Annotated in this window: 17 protein-coding genes; 14 read left to right on the forward strand and 3 right to left on the reverse strand. The window is 46.2% G+C overall.

Features of this window, described 5'->3' with window-relative positions; translation table 11 throughout:
* The first annotated feature begins 7 nt into the window (after positions 1 to 7).
* On the forward strand, positions 8 to 1135 hold the full coding sequence (locus MJQ52_RS18560) for a bifunctional cystathionine gamma-lyase/homocysteine desulfhydrase (RefSeq protein ID WP_434181931.1): 1128 nt from the start codon (positions 8 to 10) through the stop codon (positions 1133 to 1135).
* An 83-nt stretch (positions 1136 to 1218) separates the two neighbouring features.
* Positions 1219 to 1449 (forward strand): YrhC family protein, encoded by a 231-nt coding sequence (locus MJQ52_RS18565; RefSeq protein WP_013353003.1) that lies wholly within the window; start codon positions 1219 to 1221, stop codon positions 1447 to 1449.
* A gap of 38 nt (positions 1450 to 1487) precedes the next feature.
* On the opposite strand, the gene MJQ52_RS18570 is transcribed toward MJQ52_RS18565, so the two are convergent.
* Both MJQ52_RS18570 and fdhF read right to left on the reverse strand, forming a co-directional pair.
* A complete protein-coding gene (locus MJQ52_RS18570) occupies positions 1488 to 1979 on the reverse strand; it encodes a DUF1641 domain-containing protein (RefSeq protein ID WP_003152780.1) in 492 nt (163 codons plus the stop codon).
* 17 nt (positions 1980 to 1996) lie between these two features.
* Positions 1997 to 4939 (reverse strand): formate dehydrogenase subunit alpha, encoded by a 2943-nt coding sequence (gene fdhF / locus MJQ52_RS18575; RefSeq protein WP_094247929.1) that lies wholly within the window; start codon positions 4937 to 4939, stop codon positions 1997 to 1999.
* A gap of 306 nt (positions 4940 to 5245) precedes the next feature.
* Here fdhF and MJQ52_RS18580 point away from each other — a divergent pair, with 306 nt between their 5' ends.
* From MJQ52_RS18580 to MJQ52_RS18610, 7 genes are all read left to right on the forward strand, one after another.
* Positions 5246 to 5614, forward strand: a complete 369-nt coding sequence (locus MJQ52_RS18580) for a DUF2294 domain-containing protein (protein WP_003152783.1) — start codon at positions 5246 to 5248, stop codon at positions 5612 to 5614.
* A gap of 264 nt (positions 5615 to 5878) precedes the next feature.
* A complete protein-coding gene (locus tag MJQ52_RS18585; protein ID WP_007408225.1) occupies positions 5879 to 6679 on the forward strand; it encodes a formate/nitrite transporter family protein in 801 nt (266 codons plus the stop codon).
* Positions 6680 to 7068: 389 nt separating this feature from the next.
* Positions 7069 to 7209, forward strand: coding sequence for a YrzI family small protein (locus MJQ52_RS18590; protein WP_003152787.1), 141 nt, complete (start codon positions 7069 to 7071; stop codon positions 7207 to 7209).
* Between the two features lie 173 nt (positions 7210 to 7382).
* Complete coding sequence (locus MJQ52_RS18595) at positions 7383 to 7538, forward strand: hypothetical protein (protein WP_007408227.1); 156 nt, start codon at positions 7383 to 7385, stop codon at positions 7536 to 7538.
* 172 nt (positions 7539 to 7710) lie between these two features.
* Positions 7711 to 8250: a class I SAM-dependent methyltransferase gene (locus MJQ52_RS18600; protein WP_013352999.1), complete on the forward strand. Its 540-nt coding sequence runs from the start codon at positions 7711 to 7713 to the stop codon at positions 8248 to 8250.
* Between the two features lie 209 nt (positions 8251 to 8459).
* On the forward strand, positions 8460 to 9026 hold the full coding sequence (locus tag MJQ52_RS18605) for a TetR/AcrR family transcriptional regulator (RefSeq protein ID WP_003152789.1): 567 nt from the start codon (positions 8460 to 8462) through the stop codon (positions 9024 to 9026).
* Positions 9027 to 9053: 27 nt separating this feature from the next.
* Positions 9054 to 12215, forward strand: a complete 3162-nt coding sequence (locus tag MJQ52_RS18610; RefSeq protein WP_094247710.1) for a bifunctional cytochrome P450/NADPH--P450 reductase — start codon at positions 9054 to 9056, stop codon at positions 12213 to 12215.
* A gap of 149 nt (positions 12216 to 12364) precedes the next feature.
* Here the strand turns inward: MJQ52_RS18610 and MJQ52_RS18615 are convergent, their stop codons facing one another.
* On the reverse strand, positions 12365 to 13573 hold the full coding sequence (locus MJQ52_RS18615) for an MFS transporter (RefSeq protein WP_070082149.1): 1209 nt from the start codon (positions 13571 to 13573) through the stop codon (positions 12365 to 12367).
* A 124-nt stretch (positions 13574 to 13697) separates the two neighbouring features.
* Here MJQ52_RS18615 and MJQ52_RS18620 point away from each other — a divergent pair, with 124 nt between their 5' ends.
* The 5 genes from MJQ52_RS18620 (at position 13698) to MJQ52_RS18640 (ending at position 20389) form a co-directional block, all read left to right on the forward strand.
* The gene (locus MJQ52_RS18620; protein WP_003152795.1) at positions 13698 to 14582 is read left to right on the forward strand and encodes a LysR family transcriptional regulator; all 885 of its coding nucleotides are present in this window, start codon (positions 13698 to 13700) and stop codon (positions 14580 to 14582) included.
* A gap of 67 nt (positions 14583 to 14649) precedes the next feature.
* On the forward strand, positions 14650 to 15132 hold the full coding sequence (gene ybaK / locus MJQ52_RS18625; protein ID WP_013352996.1) for a Cys-tRNA(Pro) deacylase: 483 nt from the start codon (positions 14650 to 14652) through the stop codon (positions 15130 to 15132).
* Between the two features lie 46 nt (positions 15133 to 15178).
* Positions 15179 to 16096, forward strand: coding sequence for an MBL fold metallo-hydrolase (locus tag MJQ52_RS18630; protein ID WP_072588437.1), 918 nt, complete (start codon positions 15179 to 15181; stop codon positions 16094 to 16096).
* Positions 16097 to 16325: 229 nt separating this feature from the next.
* A complete protein-coding gene (locus MJQ52_RS18635) occupies positions 16326 to 18278 on the forward strand; it encodes a BglG family transcription antiterminator (RefSeq protein WP_014305473.1) in 1953 nt (650 codons plus the stop codon).
* Positions 18279 to 18430: 152 nt separating this feature from the next.
* Positions 18431 to 20389: a fructose-specific PTS transporter subunit EIIC gene (locus tag MJQ52_RS18640; RefSeq protein WP_094247711.1), complete on the forward strand. Its 1959-nt coding sequence runs from the start codon at positions 18431 to 18433 to the stop codon at positions 20387 to 20389.
* Positions 20390 to 20399: the final 10 nt, after the last annotated feature.

The raw sequence follows: 20399 nt of genomic DNA on the forward strand, positions 1-20399 counted from the left end.
AAAAACGCTGATGGTGCACGGAGGAATTACGGGAGATGAAAAAACAGGAGCGGTTTCCGTACCGATTTATCAAGTAAGCACGTACCGGCAGCCGAAAGCGGGCGAGCACACGGGTTATGAATATTCAAGAACGGCCAATCCGACGCGGACGGCGCTTGAAAGCTTAATTGCGGAGCTTGAAGGCGGCGCGGCGGGATATGCGTTCGGCTCAGGCATGGCTGCGATTACTGCCGTCATGATGCTGTTTGACAGCGGCGATCATGTTATTTTGACGGATGATGTATACGGCGGCACTTACCGGGTGATGACAGGTGTGCTGAACCGCTTCGGTATTGAAGCGGACTTTGTTGATACGAGCAGTGAAGAAAAAGTCAAAAAGGCCATTCGCCCGAATACGAAAGCCATTTATATCGAAACACCGACAAACCCGTTATTGAAAGTGACTGACCTCAAACTGATGTCTGACATCGCAAAAGAAGCGGGCGTATTGCTTATCGTCGATAATACGTTTTACACGCCGTATTTCCAGCAGCCGCTCAGCTTCGGCGCGGACATCGTGCTTCACAGCGCGACAAAATATCTCGGCGGCCACAGCGATGTCGTCGGCGGCTTAGTCGTGACGGCTGATAAAGAGCTCGGTGAAAAGCTTCATTACGTGCAAAACTCAACGGGCGGCGTTTTAGGACCGCAGGATTCATGGCTTTTAATGAGAGGCATTAAAACACTGGGACTCAGAATGGATGCCATCAATCACAGCGCCGGGAAAATCGCCGAGCTGCTTGAAGCGCATGATGCCGTTCAGACGCTCTACTATCCGGGATCAGCGAAACATCCGGGCCATGAGCTGACAAAAGCGCAAAGCTCCGGTTTCGGCGGAATGATTTCCTTTGATATCGGCAGCAGTGAACGCGTCGACGCATTTTTAGAAAAATTGAACCTGTTTACAATCGCTGAAAGCTTAGGAGCGGTTGAAAGCTTAATCTCCGTGCCGTCCAGAATGACGCACGCTTCGATTCCGCGCGACCGCCGGCTTGCGCTTGGCATTACCGACGGGCTCGTACGGATCTCAGTCGGTATTGAGGATACTGAGGATTTAACGGCGGATGTGAAACAGGCGCTTGATTCCCTTTTATAAAGAATGGATAGATTTACATTCTCTGTCGGCTGTCAGCTTGTATTATAATGTTGGTAGACTATAAAACTGGCAGGTGACCTTATATGGAGAAGAAAAGACTGAAATCATTAATAGAAGATTTTAAGCATTACGCATTTATTCTGCTTGCAGTCAGCACCTTCATTTATATCGGCGCGGTTCTTCCCGGACAAGGGCTGACTGCGGGCCAGAAAATGCTGATGTTTGTAACGGATTGTGCATTTTTAGCGGGCGCTTATTTCTGCGTTGACCGTTCACTTATTTATAAAAAGAGGCTGGAAGAGGCCGATGAATAAAAAAAGCCATTGTCTTTTGACAATGGCTTTTTCATTTCTTATTCAGACGGGGTTTCGCGTAATTCTTTTCCCATTCCTTTTAAAAACTGCAGCCCGAAGCCGAGCGCGCGGTTAATATCAGGATCACCGACGGCTTTCATCAGTTCAAACATACTGACTTTCCTGTCCTCTTTTAAAAATCTTTGCGCCTGATCCGTCCCGGCCATGGCGCTTTCTAAAAGTCTGCCCATAAATTCGGGATCAGCTTTTGACAGCGCGCCTCCCGCGGCCATCATCGTATTCAGAAGATTGGTGACAGGTTCCCGGGAAATCTGTCCGAGTGCGATTTTGGCAATCTCCTCTTTTGCCTGGAGCATATAGCCGGCGGCATCAAAAATGCCCAAGCCATTCAGCTCTGCCATAATAGACATCGTTTTCGCGACGGCTTCTTCATTTTCTGCGAGAAGCGTCTTCAGTTCTTCCAGTTTTTCAGCTTTCAGCTGTTCCTCTGTTTTCGTTTCTTTTTGAATTTCAGTAATTGGGCTTGCCATAATGTTTCCCCCTTTCCTTAATCAGTTAAGTGCACATAGCCCGGACGGTTCCATTTTCGCTGAGCTTCCACACCGTTTTGCGGATGACGTTTTTTGTTCCGCGGATTCGTTTTCGGAAGCGGCGGTGTATCACAGGAACCGAGCACTTCCATGCGGACTTTTGTCTGTTTATAGGCAGGTGTATGTGTCCGTGAATCATACGCAGGCCCGGTCAGGAAATTAATCGCAGAATCTTTATCTGTAGAGTTCATCGGCAGATAAAGCTCATTTGCGCGGACACGGTCTGTCACAAGCGCATTCAATTTAACCGCCCCAAAAGGAGAGACGAGCCGAATCATTGTTCCGTCGCAAATTCCGCGTTCAGCCGCGAGCTCCGGCGATACTTCAACAAATACATCCGGCACTTTAGACTGAATGCCCTTCGATTTGTTTGTCATGTTTCCTTCGTGGAAATGTTCAAGCATCCGTCCGTTGTTAATATGCAGGTCATATTCTTCAGGGAATACGGCAGGCTCCACCCAATCGCTCAGCGCAAAACGGGCCTTTTTGTCCGGGAAGTTAAAGCCGTCTTCATAAAGAAGCGGAGTGCTTTCTCCCGTAAAGCTTCCCCACAGGAAGCTGTTCCAGCCGCTAAGAACGTCGTAGCTTGCTTTTCCGAACAGCGGAGAAAGGCTTGCCATTTCTGAGAAAATGTCGCTTGGATGCGTGTAATTCCAATCAGCGCCTAAACGATTGGCGACTTCCTGAATAATCCACCAGTCGGGTTTGGCATCGCCTAGTGTCGGAAGCGCCTGATACAATCTTTGTACACGACGCTCTGTGTTTGTAAATGTTCCGTCTTTTTCAAGAGATGGAACCGCAGGCAGGATGACATCCGCGTATTGCGCCGTTCTTGAAAGGAAAATATCCTGCACAACAAAGAAATCAAGGCTGGATAAAATGTCATGAACATGGTTGGCGTTTGAATCGACGAGCGCCATATCTTCACCGACAAGATACATGGCTTTCATGTTTCCTTCTTCAATCGCATGGAGCATTTCGATATTATCAAGACCCGGCTTGCCGTCAATTTCAACACCGTAAGCTTTTTCGAATTTAGCGCGTGCCGCATCATCGGTAATATGCTGATACCCCGGAAGCCAGCCTGGAAGAGTTCCCATATCGCAAGCGCCTTGAACGTTGTTATGTCCCCGCAACGGATAGGCTCCGGCGCCCGGGCGGCGGTAGTTTCCTGTGGCAAGCAGCAGATTGGAAATCGCCGCTGATGTATCAGAGCCGCCTGTATTCTGGGTAACGCCCATGCCCCAAAGAACACAAGTGCCGTCTGCATCACGAATCATTTCGGCAATGCGGATGATCGTATCCTGAGAAAGTCCGGTGATGCGCTCCGCATATTCTAATGTATACTTTTTCAGCGTTTCTTTATAATCTTCAAAGTAGTTGACATTCTCATCAATAAACGCTTGATCGTGCCAGCCTTGGTCAATCATATATTTTGTCACTGCCATGAGCCAGACTTGGTCAGTCCCTTGTTTCGGGCTGATAAAGAGGTCGGACCGTTCAGCCATTTCATTTCTGCGCAGATCGGCAACAATTAATTTTTGTCCGTGCAGCTTATGGGCGCGTTTCACGCGTGTGGCCAGAACCGGATGTCCTTCCGCCGGATTGGCGCCGACGATGAGCACGAGGCCCGCTTTTGCGATATCTTTAATTGTGCCGGCGTCACCGCCCATACCGACTGTGCGGAATAAGCCGTCCGTTGCCGGTGACTGGCAGTAGCGTGAACAGTTATCCACGTTGTTGGTTTCAAATACTTGACGCGCTAATTTTTGAATAACGTAGTTGTCTTCATTCGTAATTTTAGAAGAAGAAATAAAACCGACAGAACCATTTCCGTGTTCGGCCTTGATCGAACCGAGTCTTGAAGCGACAAGATCAAGAGCTTCTTCCCATGACGATTCAACAAATGCGCCGTTTTTCCGGATAAGCGGTTTTGTAATCCGTTCTTCCGAATTCACGAAGTCCCAGCCGAACTTCCCTTTCACACAAGTGGAAATCGCGTTAACCGGAGCATCGGAAACAGGCTGAATTTTAAGGATGTCACGGCCTTTTGTCCATACTTCAAAAGAGCATCCGACGCCGCAGAACGTGCAGACTGTTTTTGTTTTTTTCGTCCGTTTATCGCGCATAGCCGCTTCCACTTCTGACACGGCGAAGATGCTTGTATAGTCGGGTTCAACATTTTTCACTAAATCAATCATCGGTTCCATGACATCTTCTTTTATTCCTGTCATAAATCCGGCTTGGCCGAGCATTGATTTTTCCATCAGTGCGTTACAAGGGCAGACAGTGACACATTGGCCGCAGCTGACGCAGGATGATTCATTAATGGCGACGCCTTCATCCCAAATGACCCGCGGGCGGTCGCGCTCCCAATCAATTGAAAGGGTCTCATTCACCTGAAGGTTTTGACACACTTCCACACATTGGCCGCAGGCGATGCATTGGTTCGGATCATAGCGGTAAAACGGGTGAGACATATCAACCGCGCACTTTGAATCATCTTTCGGCGTATACGGATATTTCTGATGCTCAATTCCCATCATTTCCGCTGTATTATGCAGTGTGCAGTTGCCGTTGTTGTTATCGCATACCGTACAGTAAAGCAGGTGATTCTCGAGCAGGCGGTCCATGGCCTCTGTCTGAGCCTCTTTTACCCTTCCCGACGTAAGCGAGATGGACATCCCGTTTTCTGCAGCCGTGGAACAAGAGCGCTGCAATTTCCCGTTTACTTCAACAATACAGGTGTCACATGTTTGAATCGGATCTACTTCCGGTACATGGCATATTTGCGGAATCTCAATTCCGTTTTGGTTTAAAATATCTAAAATCTTTGACCCCTCTGGTGCTTCATACTCCGTGCCGTCAATTTTGACACGGATAGACTGAACGTCTGTCACTTCCAATTCCCCTCCATCTTTTAAACTCGAAAAAAAGCCATGCACATAGATACCGGCCTCCTGTCTGGAGAACGGTATAAATACGCATGGCGGAATAGTTCACTAGCAAGTCTTACTAACAGACCAATCCTATTTGTATAAAACGATAGACTCGTAACACGTTTCCTATTACAAATCCATCTTCACTGCTTTTATTATAAGGTGATATTTATTATAATACAATACGAAAGGAAAACTTTAACCAGGTGAAATGTCAAAAAGGGGAACCGGGAATGTCTTTCATAGGCTGAAATCGGAGGGGACAATATGTCTAAAAAAATTCATGAATTTAACGATATTATCCGGAAATTGCGCAAAGAATTATTTGGAAAGGGGCCGGAACGAATTCACACCGTTTTTGTGGATAACATGGCGGTATCAACGCTTTACGGCAATCTAAGCGCAAGTGAGCAGTTTATCGCACGCACGCCTGAAGGAAGAGAAATGGTTCATGCGGCGCGGACCAGCTTAATTCAGGAACTGTATTCAAAACAAACGCCTGACGGAATGGAAGAGCTCATCGGAGCAAAGCTCGTGCATCTGTTTTCAGACATCAAGATCGAAGAGAATATTGCGGTGTCTGTATTTGTCTTTGACCGAACCATTGAAGAGCGCCGTGAAGAAATCAAAAGCTGAAAAAAATTCAATTGACACGAAATTGTCACATTTGATATGATATGAACTGCCAGCAGTGGCTTAAGGACGATTTTTTTATGGAATGTGTGCATGATCTGTACATTTTCTATAGCTAATATTTTCATTCTGCTTGATATTGTTGTATGGGTATGCATACAAGTTAGGCAGCATTCAAACCCGTTTTAGACGGGCTGTTTGAATGCTGCCTTTTTTGTTAGGCGTCTTTGGAAACTGCGGGCTGAAATGATAAATGGAGGGGTTATTATGGCTTTTCGTAAACCGGACGAAATAGCGGAGCTTGCGGTCGAATCAGGGGTAAAAAAGGTGCATTCACCGCTTTCAGCACTGATTGTATTAGGATTTTTGGGAGGAGCGTTTATCGCACTCGGTTATTTGCTTGATATCCGTGTCATCGGCGACCTTCCGAAAGAATGGGGAAGCCTGTCGAGTTTAATCGGGGCGTCCGTGTTTCCCATCGGATTGGTGCTCGTCGTTCTTGCCGGCGCGGAGCTGATTACGGGAAATATGATGTCGGTATCTATGGCGCTGTTTTCCAGAAGAATATCCGCCGGTGCATTAGTGAAAAATTGGGTGATCGTGACGTTGATGAATCTTGTCGGCGCACTGTTTGTCGCTTACTTTTTCGGACATGTTGTCGGATTAACCGAAACAGGACCTTACTTGGAAAAAACGATTGCGGTCGCACAAGGCAAATTGGATATGCCGTTTGGAAAAGTCATTGTTTCGGCGATCGGCTGTAACTGGCTTGTCTGTTTGGCCGTCTGGCTTTCTTTCGGCGCAGAAGACGGAGCCGGAAAAATCGCGGGTATATGGTTTCCGATTATGGCGTTTGTCGCAATTGGTTTTCAGCACGTTGTAGCCAATATGTTTATCATCCCGGCTGCGATTTTTGCAGGTTCTTTTTCGTGGGGTGATCTGATTGGCAATCTCATTCCGGCCTTTATCGGGAATGTAATCGGCGGGGCAGTGTTTGTCGGCCTTATTTATTTTATTGCATATTCAAAAAAAGATCAGAAAAAGCAAGGGATGAAAAGAGTTTCCTGAGGTAAGAAAGATGCCGGAAAACACGGACAATTGAAGCGGAATGCCAGCACATTTTCCGTCCAAACCTTGAAAAAAATGTTTACAAAATGGAAACTGATGGATATACTTACAAAGTAAGAAAAAAGCAAAGGGAGGTTGAATCACATGACGACGTTAAACGGCAATCAAAATTTACAATTGAACCGATTCAGCCTGTGGAAGAGTTCGTGTCCTTCCTTAACCTCTGCCCGTCAAGCACGTTAATTTCGGAGTATCAGGACATTCGCAGCTCCCCGCAGGGAAAGAAGCTCCGTCTTCTTTTGTCTGCGGATTTAGTCTGCCCGCAGCGCATATGAAGTTTGCTGCGGGTTATTTTCGCTTGTGCGGATATTGAAAGGGGGTGAGCGATAATGACCATTAATCTTTTCTTTTTAACACTGACCATTTCAAAGCGTTTTAAAAGTGCGGAAGAGTATGAACGAGAACAGCAGGTCGAAGAGTTTTATAATGAAGCGAAAGAACGACAGCTGAAACACTTTTATATGAACTGAACGGACACGAAGGGCCAAAACGGAGGAGAAGGAGGAGATCATCATGTTCAGAATTGAACTGCTGAATCATTACACAATGGAGAAGGACCAGGTTTAGCGAGGATGTTGCTGTCACGTCGCAGACGGCCTGCATACCATGGTAAAGAAAGAAAAATTGGTAAGCGGGTGATAGCATGCAAGGCGGTCAGAACAGAATTCCATCCATCGGGCACGGGTATGCGTCAATGCCCCATTCATTTAAACACGGCTACGGCAACCCGTATCGCCGGCAGAGAATGGCGGCGCTTTCCCGGCAGACAAGATATATAGCACCGTATTATTGGTACTAGAGCAGGCGGAAAACCTACGTTTTCCGTCTTTTTTTTATGAAAACAAATATAAATTTCAAATAAATCGAAACGTTCATGAAGAGAAGTGCGTCTAGTTAGTACCTCATACTAATACGAGGTAATATTATTTCTGAATAATAAATCACAGGAATGGAAAAGCGGGTGTTATACAATGTTGCAACATACATCTTCAGCATTAAAACGAATGCGCGCGAAATACTTTGCTGCATCAGAACCGGCAGAGTCAGTCATTCAGCAAATCTTGATGGACATACAGGAATACGACCGCATTTTGGAAATCGGGACCGGAAACGGCTCAATGTTTAAACAAATCATCGGACAGCTTGAAAAGGGCAGTCTTAAAAGCATAGAAACATCGAAACGTAAAATACGGAAAACACAGCGCGCAAACCGTTCGGTTATAAAAGCCGGGCTCGGAAACATTCAGCAGGGGAGGCCTGAAAGCTTACCGTTCCGCGATCGCAGCTTTCATAAAGTTTTCTCATTACATACTGCTGAAACAGTCAGCGATTACCGGACAGCATGTAAAGAAGTGTACCGCGTTCTTCAAATTGACGGATGTTTCTATATGGTTTTGAAACCTTCGCGGATGAGTGAGAAGGATGTGATTCAGGTGCTCTATGATCAGCATTTCAGAGACATTTCAGTTGTCAGCAGAGATTCATTCCATTTTATTACTGCCATTAAATAGAATATTTCTTGGGAAATAAAAAGAGCTGCTTAAGTCACTGCAGCTCTTTTTGTGAAATTGGGCATATTTCCTTATTTTTGGTTATTTCACATCTATTTTATATTAAAAAAAGTTTTTTTCTTATACAATGGTAATCAGATGACCGTACATTTTAAATATTTTGAACAAACGGAATGAACATTCATTCCGCATTTAGAAAGGGGGATGAAATGACAGCTTCAAACAAGGTTGAACTCATTATGAAAGCGTCGCTTACTTTGTTTACAGATAGAGGATTTGACGCCACGACGATTCCGATGATTGCCGCTCAGGCCGATGTCGGAACCGGCACAATCTACCGTTACTTTGACAGCAAAGAGACACTTGTGAACGTACTGTATCAGGAAAGTGCGCAGCGTTTTATGAAAAAAGTCAAAACGGACTTTCAGGGTATCTCTGTAAGAGAAGGGTTTCATCACCTGTTTTATTGTCTGATTGATTTTACGAAGGAAAGTGAGTATGCATTGTTTTTTCTTGAAACGAATAAGGACGCCTACTTTCTGAATGAAACGAGCCGTAAGCTTCTTGATGAAATAACACAGATGCTTGACGTCTTTTTTCAGCGCGGCAAGTCTGAAGGTGTGCTCCGCAATCTGCCGTCCAATGTGCTGATGGCGCTGCTGCTCGGGGCATATCTCAAACTCTATCAGCTTATCCGGACGGGAAGCGTCGAAATAACAAAACCGTTTCTGAAAGAACTGGAACAATGTTCTTGGGATGCCATCAGAACTCATTAATTATTCGCCGAAGGAAGGAAGATCGATATGAAACAGCTAAGCGCTATACCGCAGCCGAAAACATACGGACCTCTGAAAAATCTCCCTCACTTGGAAAAAGAAAAACTGTCACAATCGCTCTGGAAAATTGCCGAAGAATACGGCCCGATCTTTCGTTTTGAATTTCCGAGCTCTGTCGGGGTCTTCGTCTCAGGCCGCGAGCTCGCGGCAGAAGTCTGTGATGAAAAGCGATTTGATAAAAACCTCAGCAAAGCCTTGCTGAAAGTCCGTGAGTTTGGCGGTGACGGACTATTTACGAGCTGGACTCACGAAAAGAATTGGCAGAAAGCGCATCGGATTTTATTGCCGAGCTTCAGCCAGAAGGCGATGAAAGGCTATCATTCAATGATGCTTGATATTGCCATGCAGCTCGTGCAGAAGTGGAGCAGGTTAAATCCGAATGAAGAAATTGACGTCGCTGAAGATATGACGCGCCTGACGCTGGATACAATCGGCCTGTGCGGATTTCATTACCGCTTTAACAGCTTTTACCGCGACACACAGCATCCTTTTATCACGAGCATGCTTCGCGCGCTGCAGGAGGCAATGCGCCAATCACAGAGACACAGCCTGCAGGACAAGCTGATGATCAAAACGAGACATCAGTTCCAGCAGGATATTGAAGTGATGAATGAACTCGTAGACCGGATCATCGCTGAGCGGAGAGAAAATCCGGATGAGAATCTGTCTGATCTTTTAGCATTGATGCTTGAAGCGAAAGATCCTGTAACAGGGGAAAGGCTGGATGATGAAAATATCCGTTATCAAATCATTACCTTTTTGATCGCGGGGCATGAAACCACAAGCGGGCTGCTTTCTTTTGCGATATACTGCCTGCTGAAAAATAAAGATAAATTGAAAAAAGCCGTTCAGGAAGCCGAGCGGGTGCTGACGGGAGAGACACCTGAATATAAGCAGATTCAGCAGCTGACATATATCCGCATGGTGCTGAACGAGACTTTGCGGCTGTATCCGACTGCCCCGGCATTTTCCCTGTACGCGAAAGAAGATACGGTTCTCGGCGGGAAATATCCGATTGCGAAGGGACAGCCGGTGACGATTCTGACTCCGCAGCTGCACCGGGATAAAAGCGCGTGGGGAGAAGATGCCGAGTTATTCCGTCCGGAAAGGTTCAGCGATCCCGCGGCAATTCCGGCTGATGCGTATAAGCCGTTCGGAAACGGACAGCGCGCATGCATCGGGATGCAGTTTGCCCTGCAGGAAGCGACAATGGTGCTCGGCCTTGTCCTTAAACACTTTGAACTGATTGATCATACTGATTATGAGCTTACGATTAAAGAAGCTTTAACCATTAAGCCCGGTGATTTTAAAATCCGTGTGAAAAACAAGGATGTGTCTAATCAGCAGTCCGCACAAGTCCATAAAGCTGAAGGCAGCGGTCACAAAGAAGAAACGAAAGAAATCCCGTCCCATGGAACGCCGCTTCTCATTCTTTACGGATCAAATTTAGGAACTGCGGAAGGAATTGCGGAAGAGCTGGCTGATATCGGCAGAAGCAAAGGATTTTCAACTGAAACCGGACCGCTCGATGATTATGCCGGGAAACTGCCTGTAAAAGGCGCAGTCGTTATTGTGACGGCTTCTTATAACGGGGCGCCGCCTGATAACGCGGCGGGCTTTGTGAAATGGATGGAAACCCTTGAAGATCAGGAATTAAAGGGTGTTTCTTACGCTGTCTTCGGCTGCGGAGACCGCAACTGGGCCGCCACTTACCAGAGGATCCCCCGCCTGATAGACAAAGTGCTTGAAGAAAAAGGGGCAAAACGGCTGACTTCTATCGGGGAGGGCGACAATGCCGATGATTTTGAGTACAGTCAGGAAGCCTGGGAAGACTCATTCTGGAAGGACATCATGACGGCTTTTCATATAGAGGCCGCTCCAAAACAGGCAAACAAATCACAGTTATCAATCGAATACGTAAGTGAAGCAGCCGAGACGCCGATTGCCAAAACGTACAAAGCATTTGAGGCGGAAGTCATCACAAACAAAGAGCTTCATACCGAAAGCAGCAAGCGTTCAGTCCGGCATATTGAGCTGCGTCTCCCGAAAACCGAAACGTATCGGGAAGGAGACCATCTCGGGGTGCTTCCGCAAAACAGCGGGGAACTGATCAGCCGTGTCATTCGCCGATTCGGTCTTGATCCGAACCAGCACTTTAAGATCAAGGGCCGGCAGCTGCCTCATCTGCCGATGGACCGGCCGGTTAATGCGCCGGAGCTTTTGGCGTCATATGTAGAGCTGCAGGAACCGGCAACGAGAGCCCAGCTTCGCGAACTTGCCGCCCATACCGTGTGCCCGCCGCACCAAAAAGAATTGGAGCATCTTTATTCTGACGATGCGGCATATAAAGAAAACGTGCTGAAAAAACGAATGACCATGCTGGACCTGCTGGAAGCTTATCCGGCTTGTGAACTGCCGTTTGAGCGCTTTTTAGAACTTCTGCCGTCCTTAAAGGCGCGCTATTATTCAATCTCAAGCTCACCGAAGGCAAACAAAAGGGAGCTCAGTATCACGGTCGGCGTTGTGACGGCTCCGGCGTGGAGCGGCCGGGGAGAATACAGGGGCGTGGCTTCGAACTATTTAGCCGGATTACAAAATGGCGATTCTGCGGTCTGTTTCATCCGCTCGCCGCAGTCGGGTTTTGCATTGCCTGAAAATACGAAAACGCCTCTCATTATGATCGGAGCAGGCACCGGAATTGCACCGTTCAGGGGATTTATCCAGGCGCGGGCTGCAGAAAAAATGTCCGGTAACAGCCTGGGCGAAGCTCATTTATACTTCGGCTGCAGACATCCTGAAGAAGACGATCTGTACAAAGATGAATTCGACCATGCGGAGAAAAACGGCCTTGTCACCGTGCATCGGGCGTATTCCAGATTAGATCAGGACTGTAAAGTTTACGTACAGGATGTCCTGCTTCGCGAGGCTGCACAGATTATTGCGCTTCTTGACCAAGGCGGCCATCTCTATATATGCGGAGACGGAAGCAAAATGGCTCCGGCTGTCGAAAATGTACTGCTTCAGGCGTATGAAAAGGTGCATAACACTGATTCAAAAGTTTCCTTGAATTGGCTTGAACAGCTGCAGGCGGAAGGAAGATATGCGAAAGATGTTTGGGCAGGTGTGTAACAGAAGCGTAAGGCAATTGAAGATTGTGTTTTAATTGAAGAAAGCCGGCACGATATTTGAAATCTACTGAATCAAAAGGAATAGTTATAGGGAGTATCGTGCCGGCCTTATCTTTAGTATCGGACAAAAGACACAAATCTTTAATGTTTTTATTGATTTACATGCAGGCGGCTATGTCCCTTTTTTCTGAATTCCGCCAGAAATAAAACCGGATAAGACAGCAATAGCAAAACCGAAATAAATGAAATGATACCGATCCAATGAAAATGCGTCCAAAAGAAACCGCCGCAAGACCCGGCCACGCTTGACCCGATATAGTATGCAAGCAGATATAATGAAGAGGCTTGCGCGCGCTGATCACCGGCTGCGCGGCCGACCCAGGCGCTTGCGATCGAATGTGCGCCGAAAAAGCCGAAGGTAAAGACGGCAATCCCCGCGATTTTAAGGGCAAGCTGGGGCAAAAGTGTCACCGCTGCACCGGCCAGCATAACAAAAATCGCAATCTTAATCATTTTTGAACTTCCGAAAAGGTCCGCTTTTTTCCCCATATAGACAGAGCTGAACGTTCCCGCGAGATAGACAATAAAAATAAAACCGATCACAGTCTGTGACAAATGATAAGGAGCCGCCATTAAATGAAAGCCGATATAATTATATAATGTCACAAAACTCCCCATTAATATAAATCCCAGAGATATTAACAAAAGCAGCCGTTTGCGGTGTAGAACCGCTCCGTATTCCTTACATGCCGCTTTTACGCCCGCATGCCGCTGAGATGAATGGCGCGGAGCCGGAAGAAAACGCCAAAACAAATAGCTTAATACAATAGAAAGAATGCCGATAATGGCAAGCGCCGGCCGCCAGCCGAATACATCAGTCAGAAGCCCCGTTAACAGCCTGCCGCTCATTCCCCCGATGCTTGTGCCGCTGATATACAGGCCCATCATTTTCCCGAGGCCCTTCGGATCAAACTCCTCGCCTACATATGTCATAGCGACAGCAGGAACGCCCGCCAGAAAAATACCGAGCAGCCCCCTCATCGCCAAAAGCGCCGGAAAAGCCGGACTGAACGCTGTTAATAGACCTAAAACAGAAGTAGCTGTTAACGACAGCACCATTAATTTTTTTCTGCCGAATCCGTCAGACAACGAAGCGGCGGCCAATAATGAAAATGCCAAAACGGCTGTTGAGATGGATAAAGTTAAGCTGGCAGCCGCAGCGGAAATATGAAACTCTTCCGAAAACAAAGGCATAAGCGGCTGTGTCGTGTAAAGCGTGGCAAATGTCACAAAGCCGCTGATAAACAGAGCCAAGCTGGCCTTTCTGTAAGCCTTTGTATGAGGCTGAATAAACGTCATGAATGTCCCTCTTTTCTCACTGTTGGTTATATATGTATCGTACGCTTTTCATTTCAATGTGTCTAATTTATAATAACTATAGAATTAATGCGTGTAGGTTATGAGGAAAGGGGAGAAGGAGAAAATGGAGCTTCATCAAATTGACAACTTCATTGCGGCGGCAACTCATCAGCATTTCACAAATGCGGCAAAAGAAAGGATGATTTCTCAGCCGGCATTAAGCCGATCGATTATCAGGCTCGAAGAAGAATTAGGCGCGCCGTTATTTTACAGAGAGACAAAAGCCGTCCGGCTGACAAGGCACGGAGAGCAGTTCTTAATAAAAGCAAAACAAGCGAGACGAGCTTTAAATGAAGGCGTTGAACAAGTGAAAAAAAATATGAGCCTGGAGCACGGCGAAATATCTGTATCTTTTCTTCATACGCTCGGGCTGCGCTTGATGCCTCAGCTGATTGCCGAATTTAAAAAGCTATACCCAAACGTCACCTTCCGGCTTTATCAAGGCGCAAATGAAACGCTTCGCAAAATGGTGGAAACGGGAGATGCGGATATCTGTCTCAGCTCCCCGCCGCTTCCCAGCGAGCTTTTACAATGGACAGTGCTGGAGAAAGAGCCTCTTTATGCGGTGCTTCCTGAGAACCACCCGCTTGCAGGAAATAAAAGCATTCAAATGAAAGAGATGCAGGACGAGGATTTTGTCGGATTTAAACCGGGATACGGGCTGAGGTATATGTTTGATCTGATGTGCCGGGATTTGAATATACACCCGCATCTCGCATTTGAAGGAGAGGAAGTGTCAACCATATTAGGGCTGACCGCCGCGGGTCTTGGGGCTGCAGTGCTGCCGAAAACCGCGGAGCATTCATACTTTCCGGTCGTTTTTCTCCCGGTTGCAGATTACCAATGCGAACGCACCATAGCGTTAGCCCAGTTAAAAAACCATGCTCTCTCTCCCGCTGCTGAGCGTTTTAAACAGTTTGCACTTGATTATTACAAAGCACGCAACTGAGCGGTCATTTTATTAAAATCGAAGTTGAAAATAAAGCAGAAAGAAATACAGAAAACGGAGGATAACCATGGCGAAAAAAACAGTGAAAACAAATGCTGTCCGTATCATTGAGCAGCAAAACATTCCCTATGAGCTATTAGGTTACAAAACAGAAGGGGGACAGCCCGCAGACGGTCTTTCCGTTTCACAAAAAATCGGATACTCTGCCGAATATGTTTATAAAACCTTAGTGGCATCTGCAGGAACTGATCGTTATTACGTCTTTGTCGTTCCCGTTGCAAAAGAACTGAATCTGAAAAAGGCTGCGAAGGCGGCAGGTGAGAAGAAAATAGAAATGATTGCCATGAAGGACCTTTTGGGAGTGACCGGCTATATACGCGGCGGCTGTTCTCCGATCGGAATGAAAAAAAGGTTTCCGACTTTTATTGATAGATCCGCTGAAACACTGGGGTTTATGATTGTCAGTGCGGGGAAAATCGGAATGCAGCTGAAAGTAGCGCCTCAAGATTTAGCCGAAGCAAGCGGAGCGGTATTTACAGACATTGTATAAATGTCCGGTGGATCTAATGGAATACACGTTTCAAGGGAGAATGATAATGAAAAAAAGATATGAAAACTTGAATGGCGTGAAGAATGAACATGGATTCATGGACATGTGGAAATGGATGAAAGAACGAAGAGAAAAAAGTAAAGATTTAAGCGAGAATATTCCGAAAGCGGTCACAAGGGATGTCCGTGATGTTGCCGTCAATCGGACGGAAACCGCCATAACATGGATCGGCCATTCTTCATTTCTGATCCAAATACAGGGGCTTAACATAATGACCGACCCTGTATGGGCGCGGAGGATGGGTTTTCAAAAACGGCTGACAGAGCCGGGATATGAATTGAGCGAACTGCCTGACATTGATGCCGTGCTCATCTCACATGGGCATTATGACCATCTTGATTTTCCGAGTATAAAAAAACTGAGAGGAAACCCGGATTTTTACGTGCCTGCGGGACTGAAAAAGCTGTTCATCAAAAAAGGCCGCAAAAAGGTTCATGAAATGAATTGGTGGGATCGTTTTGAGATGCGGGGGGTGAATATATCATTTGTTCCGGCCCAGCACTGGACACGGAGAACGCTTTGGGATACCGATACTTCTCATTGGGGAGGCTGGGTCATAGAAAGCGAAAACGGCGAGTCCATCTATTTTGCAGGAGATACAGGCTATTTTGAAGGCTTTAAAGAAATCGGAGAGAGGTTTCGTATTAAGGCGGCCCTGATGCCGATCGGAGCATACGAACCCGAATGGTTTATGAAAGTGTCACATATCAATCCGGAAGACGCCGTGAAAGCGTTTTTGGAGCTGAAGGCTGACAGCTTCATTCCCATGCATTACGGGGCATTCCGGCTTGCTGATGATACAGGCCCGGAAGCATTAAGCAGACTGCACGGCGAGTGGGCCCGGCGTGCATTACCTCCTGAAAACCTGAAAGCATTAGCGCTTGGCGAAACATTTTGGCTGTAACAGCAGGTTTTCGCTGCCGACACCAATCGTTTAAAAACGGTTGGTGTTTTGTTGTCAACCAAAGGTGAACAGACTCAGTATAAAACATGATTTTTCCGGAATCTGCGGTAAAAAACAAAACTTTTTACTCTTTTGTTTCACTATACAATGAAAACGGTTTCGTATGCGCGGTATATTTAACCTATCACAATTGCTCCAGCAGAAACGGACAGGAAGGATAGAAAAACAGATGAAATACATGAATTCAAGACAGAAAAAGATTTTGTATCTGTTGTTATCTGAACCTGATGACTACTTAGTTGTGCAAGATTTCGCAGACAGGGTCCGCTGTTCTGAAAAAACGATCAGGAATGATTTGAAAACGATTGAAGATTTCCTGAATGAACATGCTCAAGCTCAGCTGATCCGCAAACCGGGATTAGGCGTCTATTTACATATATCTGAACAGGAAAGGTCACGGTTAAGCCGGCACATTTATAATGAGCACTTTACATGCAGGCACAAGACCGATGAAGAAAGAATACTTCACATCGCTTATGATTTATTAATGAATTCAAAGCCCGTTTCCGCAAAAGAAATTGCCGCACAGCATTTTGTAAACAGAGCTTCCATTAAAAAGGATATCAGTGCGGTTGAAGAGTGGCTGAAGCGATTTGATCTCACACTGGTTTCTAAACAGCGGCTCGGCTTAAAGATTGAAGGAGACGAAAAAAACAAAAGAAAAGCATTGGCGCGAATTTCAGATTTGATTGATAATGCGGAGTTTACAAGCCAATTTATAAAAAGTAAGTTTTTAAGTCATGAAGCGGACTTTGTGAGAAAAGAAATCAAGTTATTACAAAAAAACCATTCTATCTATTTTACGGATGAAACATTTGAAAGTTTGCTGCTGCATACATTGCTGACCATCCGCCGTATCAAAATGAAACAGCCGGTCGCCATCTCTGCAAGGCAGCTGGAGGCGGTAAAAAAGAAGAAAGAATATGAATGGACACTGGCTTGTTTAAAACGGCTTGAGCCGGTATTTGCCATCCGGTTTCCCGAGGAAGAAGCCGTCTATTTAACTTTACATATAATAGGCGGGAAAGTGCGCTATCCATTGCAGCAAGAAAAGAAGCTTGATCTTGAAGATTCTGAGCTTTCCAAAGTCGTCAGGCATTTGATCAATCGCGTTTCAGAACTGAAAATGCTGGATTTTCACAAAGACCAGGAATTGATCAACGGATTGAACATTCATCTCGATCCGGTGTTGAAGCGGCTGAGCTATGATCTCTCTGTTTCAAACCCCATGCTTCACGACATCAAAAAAATGTATCCTTATTTGTTTCATCTTATCATTGACGTTTTAGAAGACATCAATCAAACTTTTGATCTTTATATTCCTGAAGAAGAGGCGGCCTATTTGACGCTGCATTTTCAGGCAGCGATCGAACGGCTGCGCCGAAGCAGTCATAACCCTAAAAGGACGATCATCGTCTGCCATATGGGCATTGGCATGTCGCAATTGCTGCGGACTAAAATTGAACGCAAATTTCATCACATTACGATAAAAGACTGTATCGCAAAAGCGGAACTGACAGAGTATATCAAAAAGCATAAAGATATAGATTTCGTCATTTCTACGATAGGGCTTGGAAATGTAACGATCCCTCATATCGTCGTATCACCGCTTTTGGAGCCTGCTGATGAAAAGAAGCTCAGCGCATTTATGCAACAGCTTGATACATCACACCGCCTGGAGCAAAAAACGTTTAAAATGCTGAATGATACGACTCCGTTTCTCGTTTTTTTACAGCAAGAGACAGAGCACCGTTATCAGGTCATTGAAAAGCTGGCGCAGGCTTTGTATGAAAAAGGCTATGTAGAAAAAGAGTATGGCATTCATGCAGTAATGAGAGAAAAAATGTCGGCGACAAATATCGGGGCGGGTATTGCCATCCCTCACGCGAACTCTAAATATATCAAACAATCAGCCATTGCAATCGCCACCTTAAAAGAGCCCATTGAGTGGGGGACGGAAAAGGTGTCGCTTGTATTTATGCTTGCCGTCAAACACGAAGATCAAAACAAGGTAAAGCAATTATTCAGTGAGCTTTCCTATCTTAGCGAGCAGCCGGCATTTATTCAAAAACTGACGGAAGAAAAAAATGTGATGACGTTTTTATCGTATTTAAACTATTAAAAGCAGGGAATGGCTCCCTGCTTTTTTTCTGTTTATAGGGAAAAATGCCGTTATTTCCGGAACTTATGGTAAAAAAACGCGCTTATCACAGGCTGATTTCAGTATAAAGTTGAGACAAGATCTTGAAATTCAGACTGCAAAGGAGGATTTATATGAAACTGTTAGCGATTACATCATGTCCGAACGGCATTGCCCATACGTATATGGCTGCTGAAAATTTACAAAAAGCAGCCGGCAGATTAGGCGTTGAGATCAAAGTGGAAACCCAGGGCGGAATCGGGGTGGAAAATAGGCTGACCGAAGAGGAAATCCGGGAAGCAGACGCAATCATTATCGCGGCGGACCGTTCGGTGAACAAAGACCGATTCGCGGGAAAAAAGCTGCTGGCCGTCGGGGTTCAGGAAGGCATCCGCAAACCGGAAGAATTAATTCAAAAAGCGCTTAGCGGTGAAGTGCCGGTCTATCAATCTGCTTCAAAAGCTCAAACCGCAAGTCAGCAGGGCAAAAAACAAAACCCGATTTACCGTCATTTAATGAACGGCGTTTCTTTTATGGTTCCTTTCATTGTCGTCGGCGGATTATTGATAGCGGTTGCATTGACGCTTGGAGGAGAAAAAACACCAAAGGGCTTAGTCATTCCGGATGAGTCTTTTTGGAAAACGATTGAACAGATCGGCAGCGCTTCTTTTTCATTCATGATCCCGATTTTAGCTGGGTACATCGCGTTCAGCATCGCCGATAAGCCGGGTCTTGTACCCGGAATGATCGGCGGATATATTGCGGCATCCGGCAGCTTTTACGACAGTGCAAGCGGTGCAGGATTTCTTGGAGGAATCATTGCGGGATTTTTGGCGGGATATGCGGCGCTTGGAATCAAAAAATGTAAAGTTCCTAAAGCAATACAGCCGATTATGCCGATCATTATTATTCCGGTGTTTGCCTCACTGATCGTCGGTTTGGCGTTTGTATTTCTGATCGGCGCCCCCGTCGCTCATATTTTCGCATCATTAACGGTTTGGCTTGCGGGAATGAAAGGCTCGAGCTCAATTCTCCTGGCATTGATTTTAGGAGCGATGATCTCCTTTGATATGGGAGGACCCGTAAACAAGGTGGCCTTTCTATTCGGATCGGCAATGATCGGAGAAGGAAATTATGAAATTATGGGCCCGATTGCCGTTTCCATTTGTATACCGCCGATAGGGCTTGGGATTGCGACGTTTTTAGGAAAAAGAAAATTCGCCGCCGCAGAAAGAGAAATGGGAAAAGCGTCATTTACGATGGGCCTTTTCGGTATCACGGAAGGAGCCATTCCATTTGCGGCCCAAGATCCCCTTCGTGTGATCCCGAGTATTATGGCGGGTTCTATGACCGGCTCGGTGATAGCGATGATCGGCCATGTGGGGGACAGAGTGGCACACGGCGGCCCCATCGTTGCTGTACTTGGAGCAGTAGATCATGTATTGATGTTTTTTATCGCTGTAACAGCAGGCTCTCTTGTCACCGCTCTGTTGGTTAATGTACTGAAGAAAGATATGGCGAAATCCCCCGCGCCCGGTGAGGTGCTGCCGTCTGCCGCACCAAATGAAGCTGCAGCGGCAAAAGAAACAAAGGAACCATCTCAGGCTGACAGCCGAAAAGCCGGGATGACCGAAATCAAAAAACTGACTGACATTATCAGCACGGACTTGATTGAACCGCATTTATCCGGCGAAACGAGGGATGACATTATCGATGAAATGATCGAGAAATTGTCCCATAAAGGTATGCTTCTGTCTGACAGCGGATTTAAACAGGCCATTTTGAGCCGTGAACAGCAGGGAACCACGGCGATAGGTATGAATATCGCCATTCCGCACGGAAAGTCTGATGCCGTCAGAACGCCGGGTGTCGCATTCGGAATAAGACGTTCGGGTGTTGACTGGAACAGCCTTGATGGTTCTGATGCAAAACTGATTTTTATGATTGCCGTACCGAAGGAAAGCGGCGGAAATCAGCATCTGAAAATATTACAGATGTTATCCCGAAAACTGATGGATGACAGCTATCGGGAAAGGCTGCTCTCCGTTCAGACAAAAGAAGAGGCGTATGAGCTTCTGGAAGAAATCGAATAAAGCGGGGGAT

It is taken from the genome of Bacillus sp. jun7 (genome assembly GCF_051034795.1).
GTDB lineage: Bacteria > Bacillota > Bacilli > Bacillales > Bacillaceae > Bacillus > Bacillus velezensis.

Excerpts from the sequence above, each read along its gene's own strand:
- MJQ52_RS18570 (WP_003152780.1), bottom strand. The coding sequence starts at position 1,979 with ATGGCAAGCCCAATTACTGAAATTCAAAAAGAAACGAAAACAGAGGAA.
- MJQ52_RS18640 (WP_094247711.1), top strand. The coding sequence starts at position 18,431 with ATGAAACTGTTAGCGATTACATCATGTCCGAACGGCATTGCCCATACG.
- MJQ52_RS18630 (WP_072588437.1), top strand. The coding sequence starts at position 15,179 with ATGAAAAAAAGATATGAAAACTTGAATGGCGTGAAGAATGAACATGGA.
- MJQ52_RS18600 (WP_013352999.1), top strand. The coding sequence starts at position 7,711 with ATGTTGCAACATACATCTTCAGCATTAAAACGAATGCGCGCGAAATAC.
- MJQ52_RS18585 (WP_007408225.1), top strand. The coding sequence starts at position 5,879 with ATGGCTTTTCGTAAACCGGACGAAATAGCGGAGCTTGCGGTCGAATCA.
- MJQ52_RS18580 (WP_003152783.1), top strand. The coding sequence starts at position 5,246 with ATGTCTAAAAAAATTCATGAATTTAACGATATTATCCGGAAATTGCGC.
- MJQ52_RS18620 (WP_003152795.1), top strand. The coding sequence starts at position 13,698 with ATGGAGCTTCATCAAATTGACAACTTCATTGCGGCGGCAACTCATCAG.
- MJQ52_RS18615 (WP_070082149.1), bottom strand. The coding sequence starts at position 13,573 with ATGACGTTTATTCAGCCTCATACAAAGGCTTACAGAAAGGCCAGCTTG.
- MJQ52_RS18605 (WP_003152789.1), top strand. The coding sequence starts at position 8,460 with ATGACAGCTTCAAACAAGGTTGAACTCATTATGAAAGCGTCGCTTACT.
- MJQ52_RS18565 (WP_013353003.1), top strand. The coding sequence starts at position 1,219 with ATGGAGAAGAAAAGACTGAAATCATTAATAGAAGATTTTAAGCATTAC.
- MJQ52_RS18635 (WP_014305473.1), top strand. The coding sequence starts at position 16,326 with ATGAAATACATGAATTCAAGACAGAAAAAGATTTTGTATCTGTTGTTA.
- MJQ52_RS18610 (WP_094247710.1), top strand. The coding sequence starts at position 9,054 with ATGAAACAGCTAAGCGCTATACCGCAGCCGAAAACATACGGACCTCTG.
- MJQ52_RS18590 (WP_003152787.1), top strand. The coding sequence starts at position 7,069 with ATGACCATTAATCTTTTCTTTTTAACACTGACCATTTCAAAGCGTTTT.
- MJQ52_RS18595 (WP_007408227.1), top strand. The coding sequence starts at position 7,383 with ATGCAAGGCGGTCAGAACAGAATTCCATCCATCGGGCACGGGTATGCG.
- ybaK (WP_013352996.1), top strand. The coding sequence starts at position 14,650 with ATGGCGAAAAAAACAGTGAAAACAAATGCTGTCCGTATCATTGAGCAG.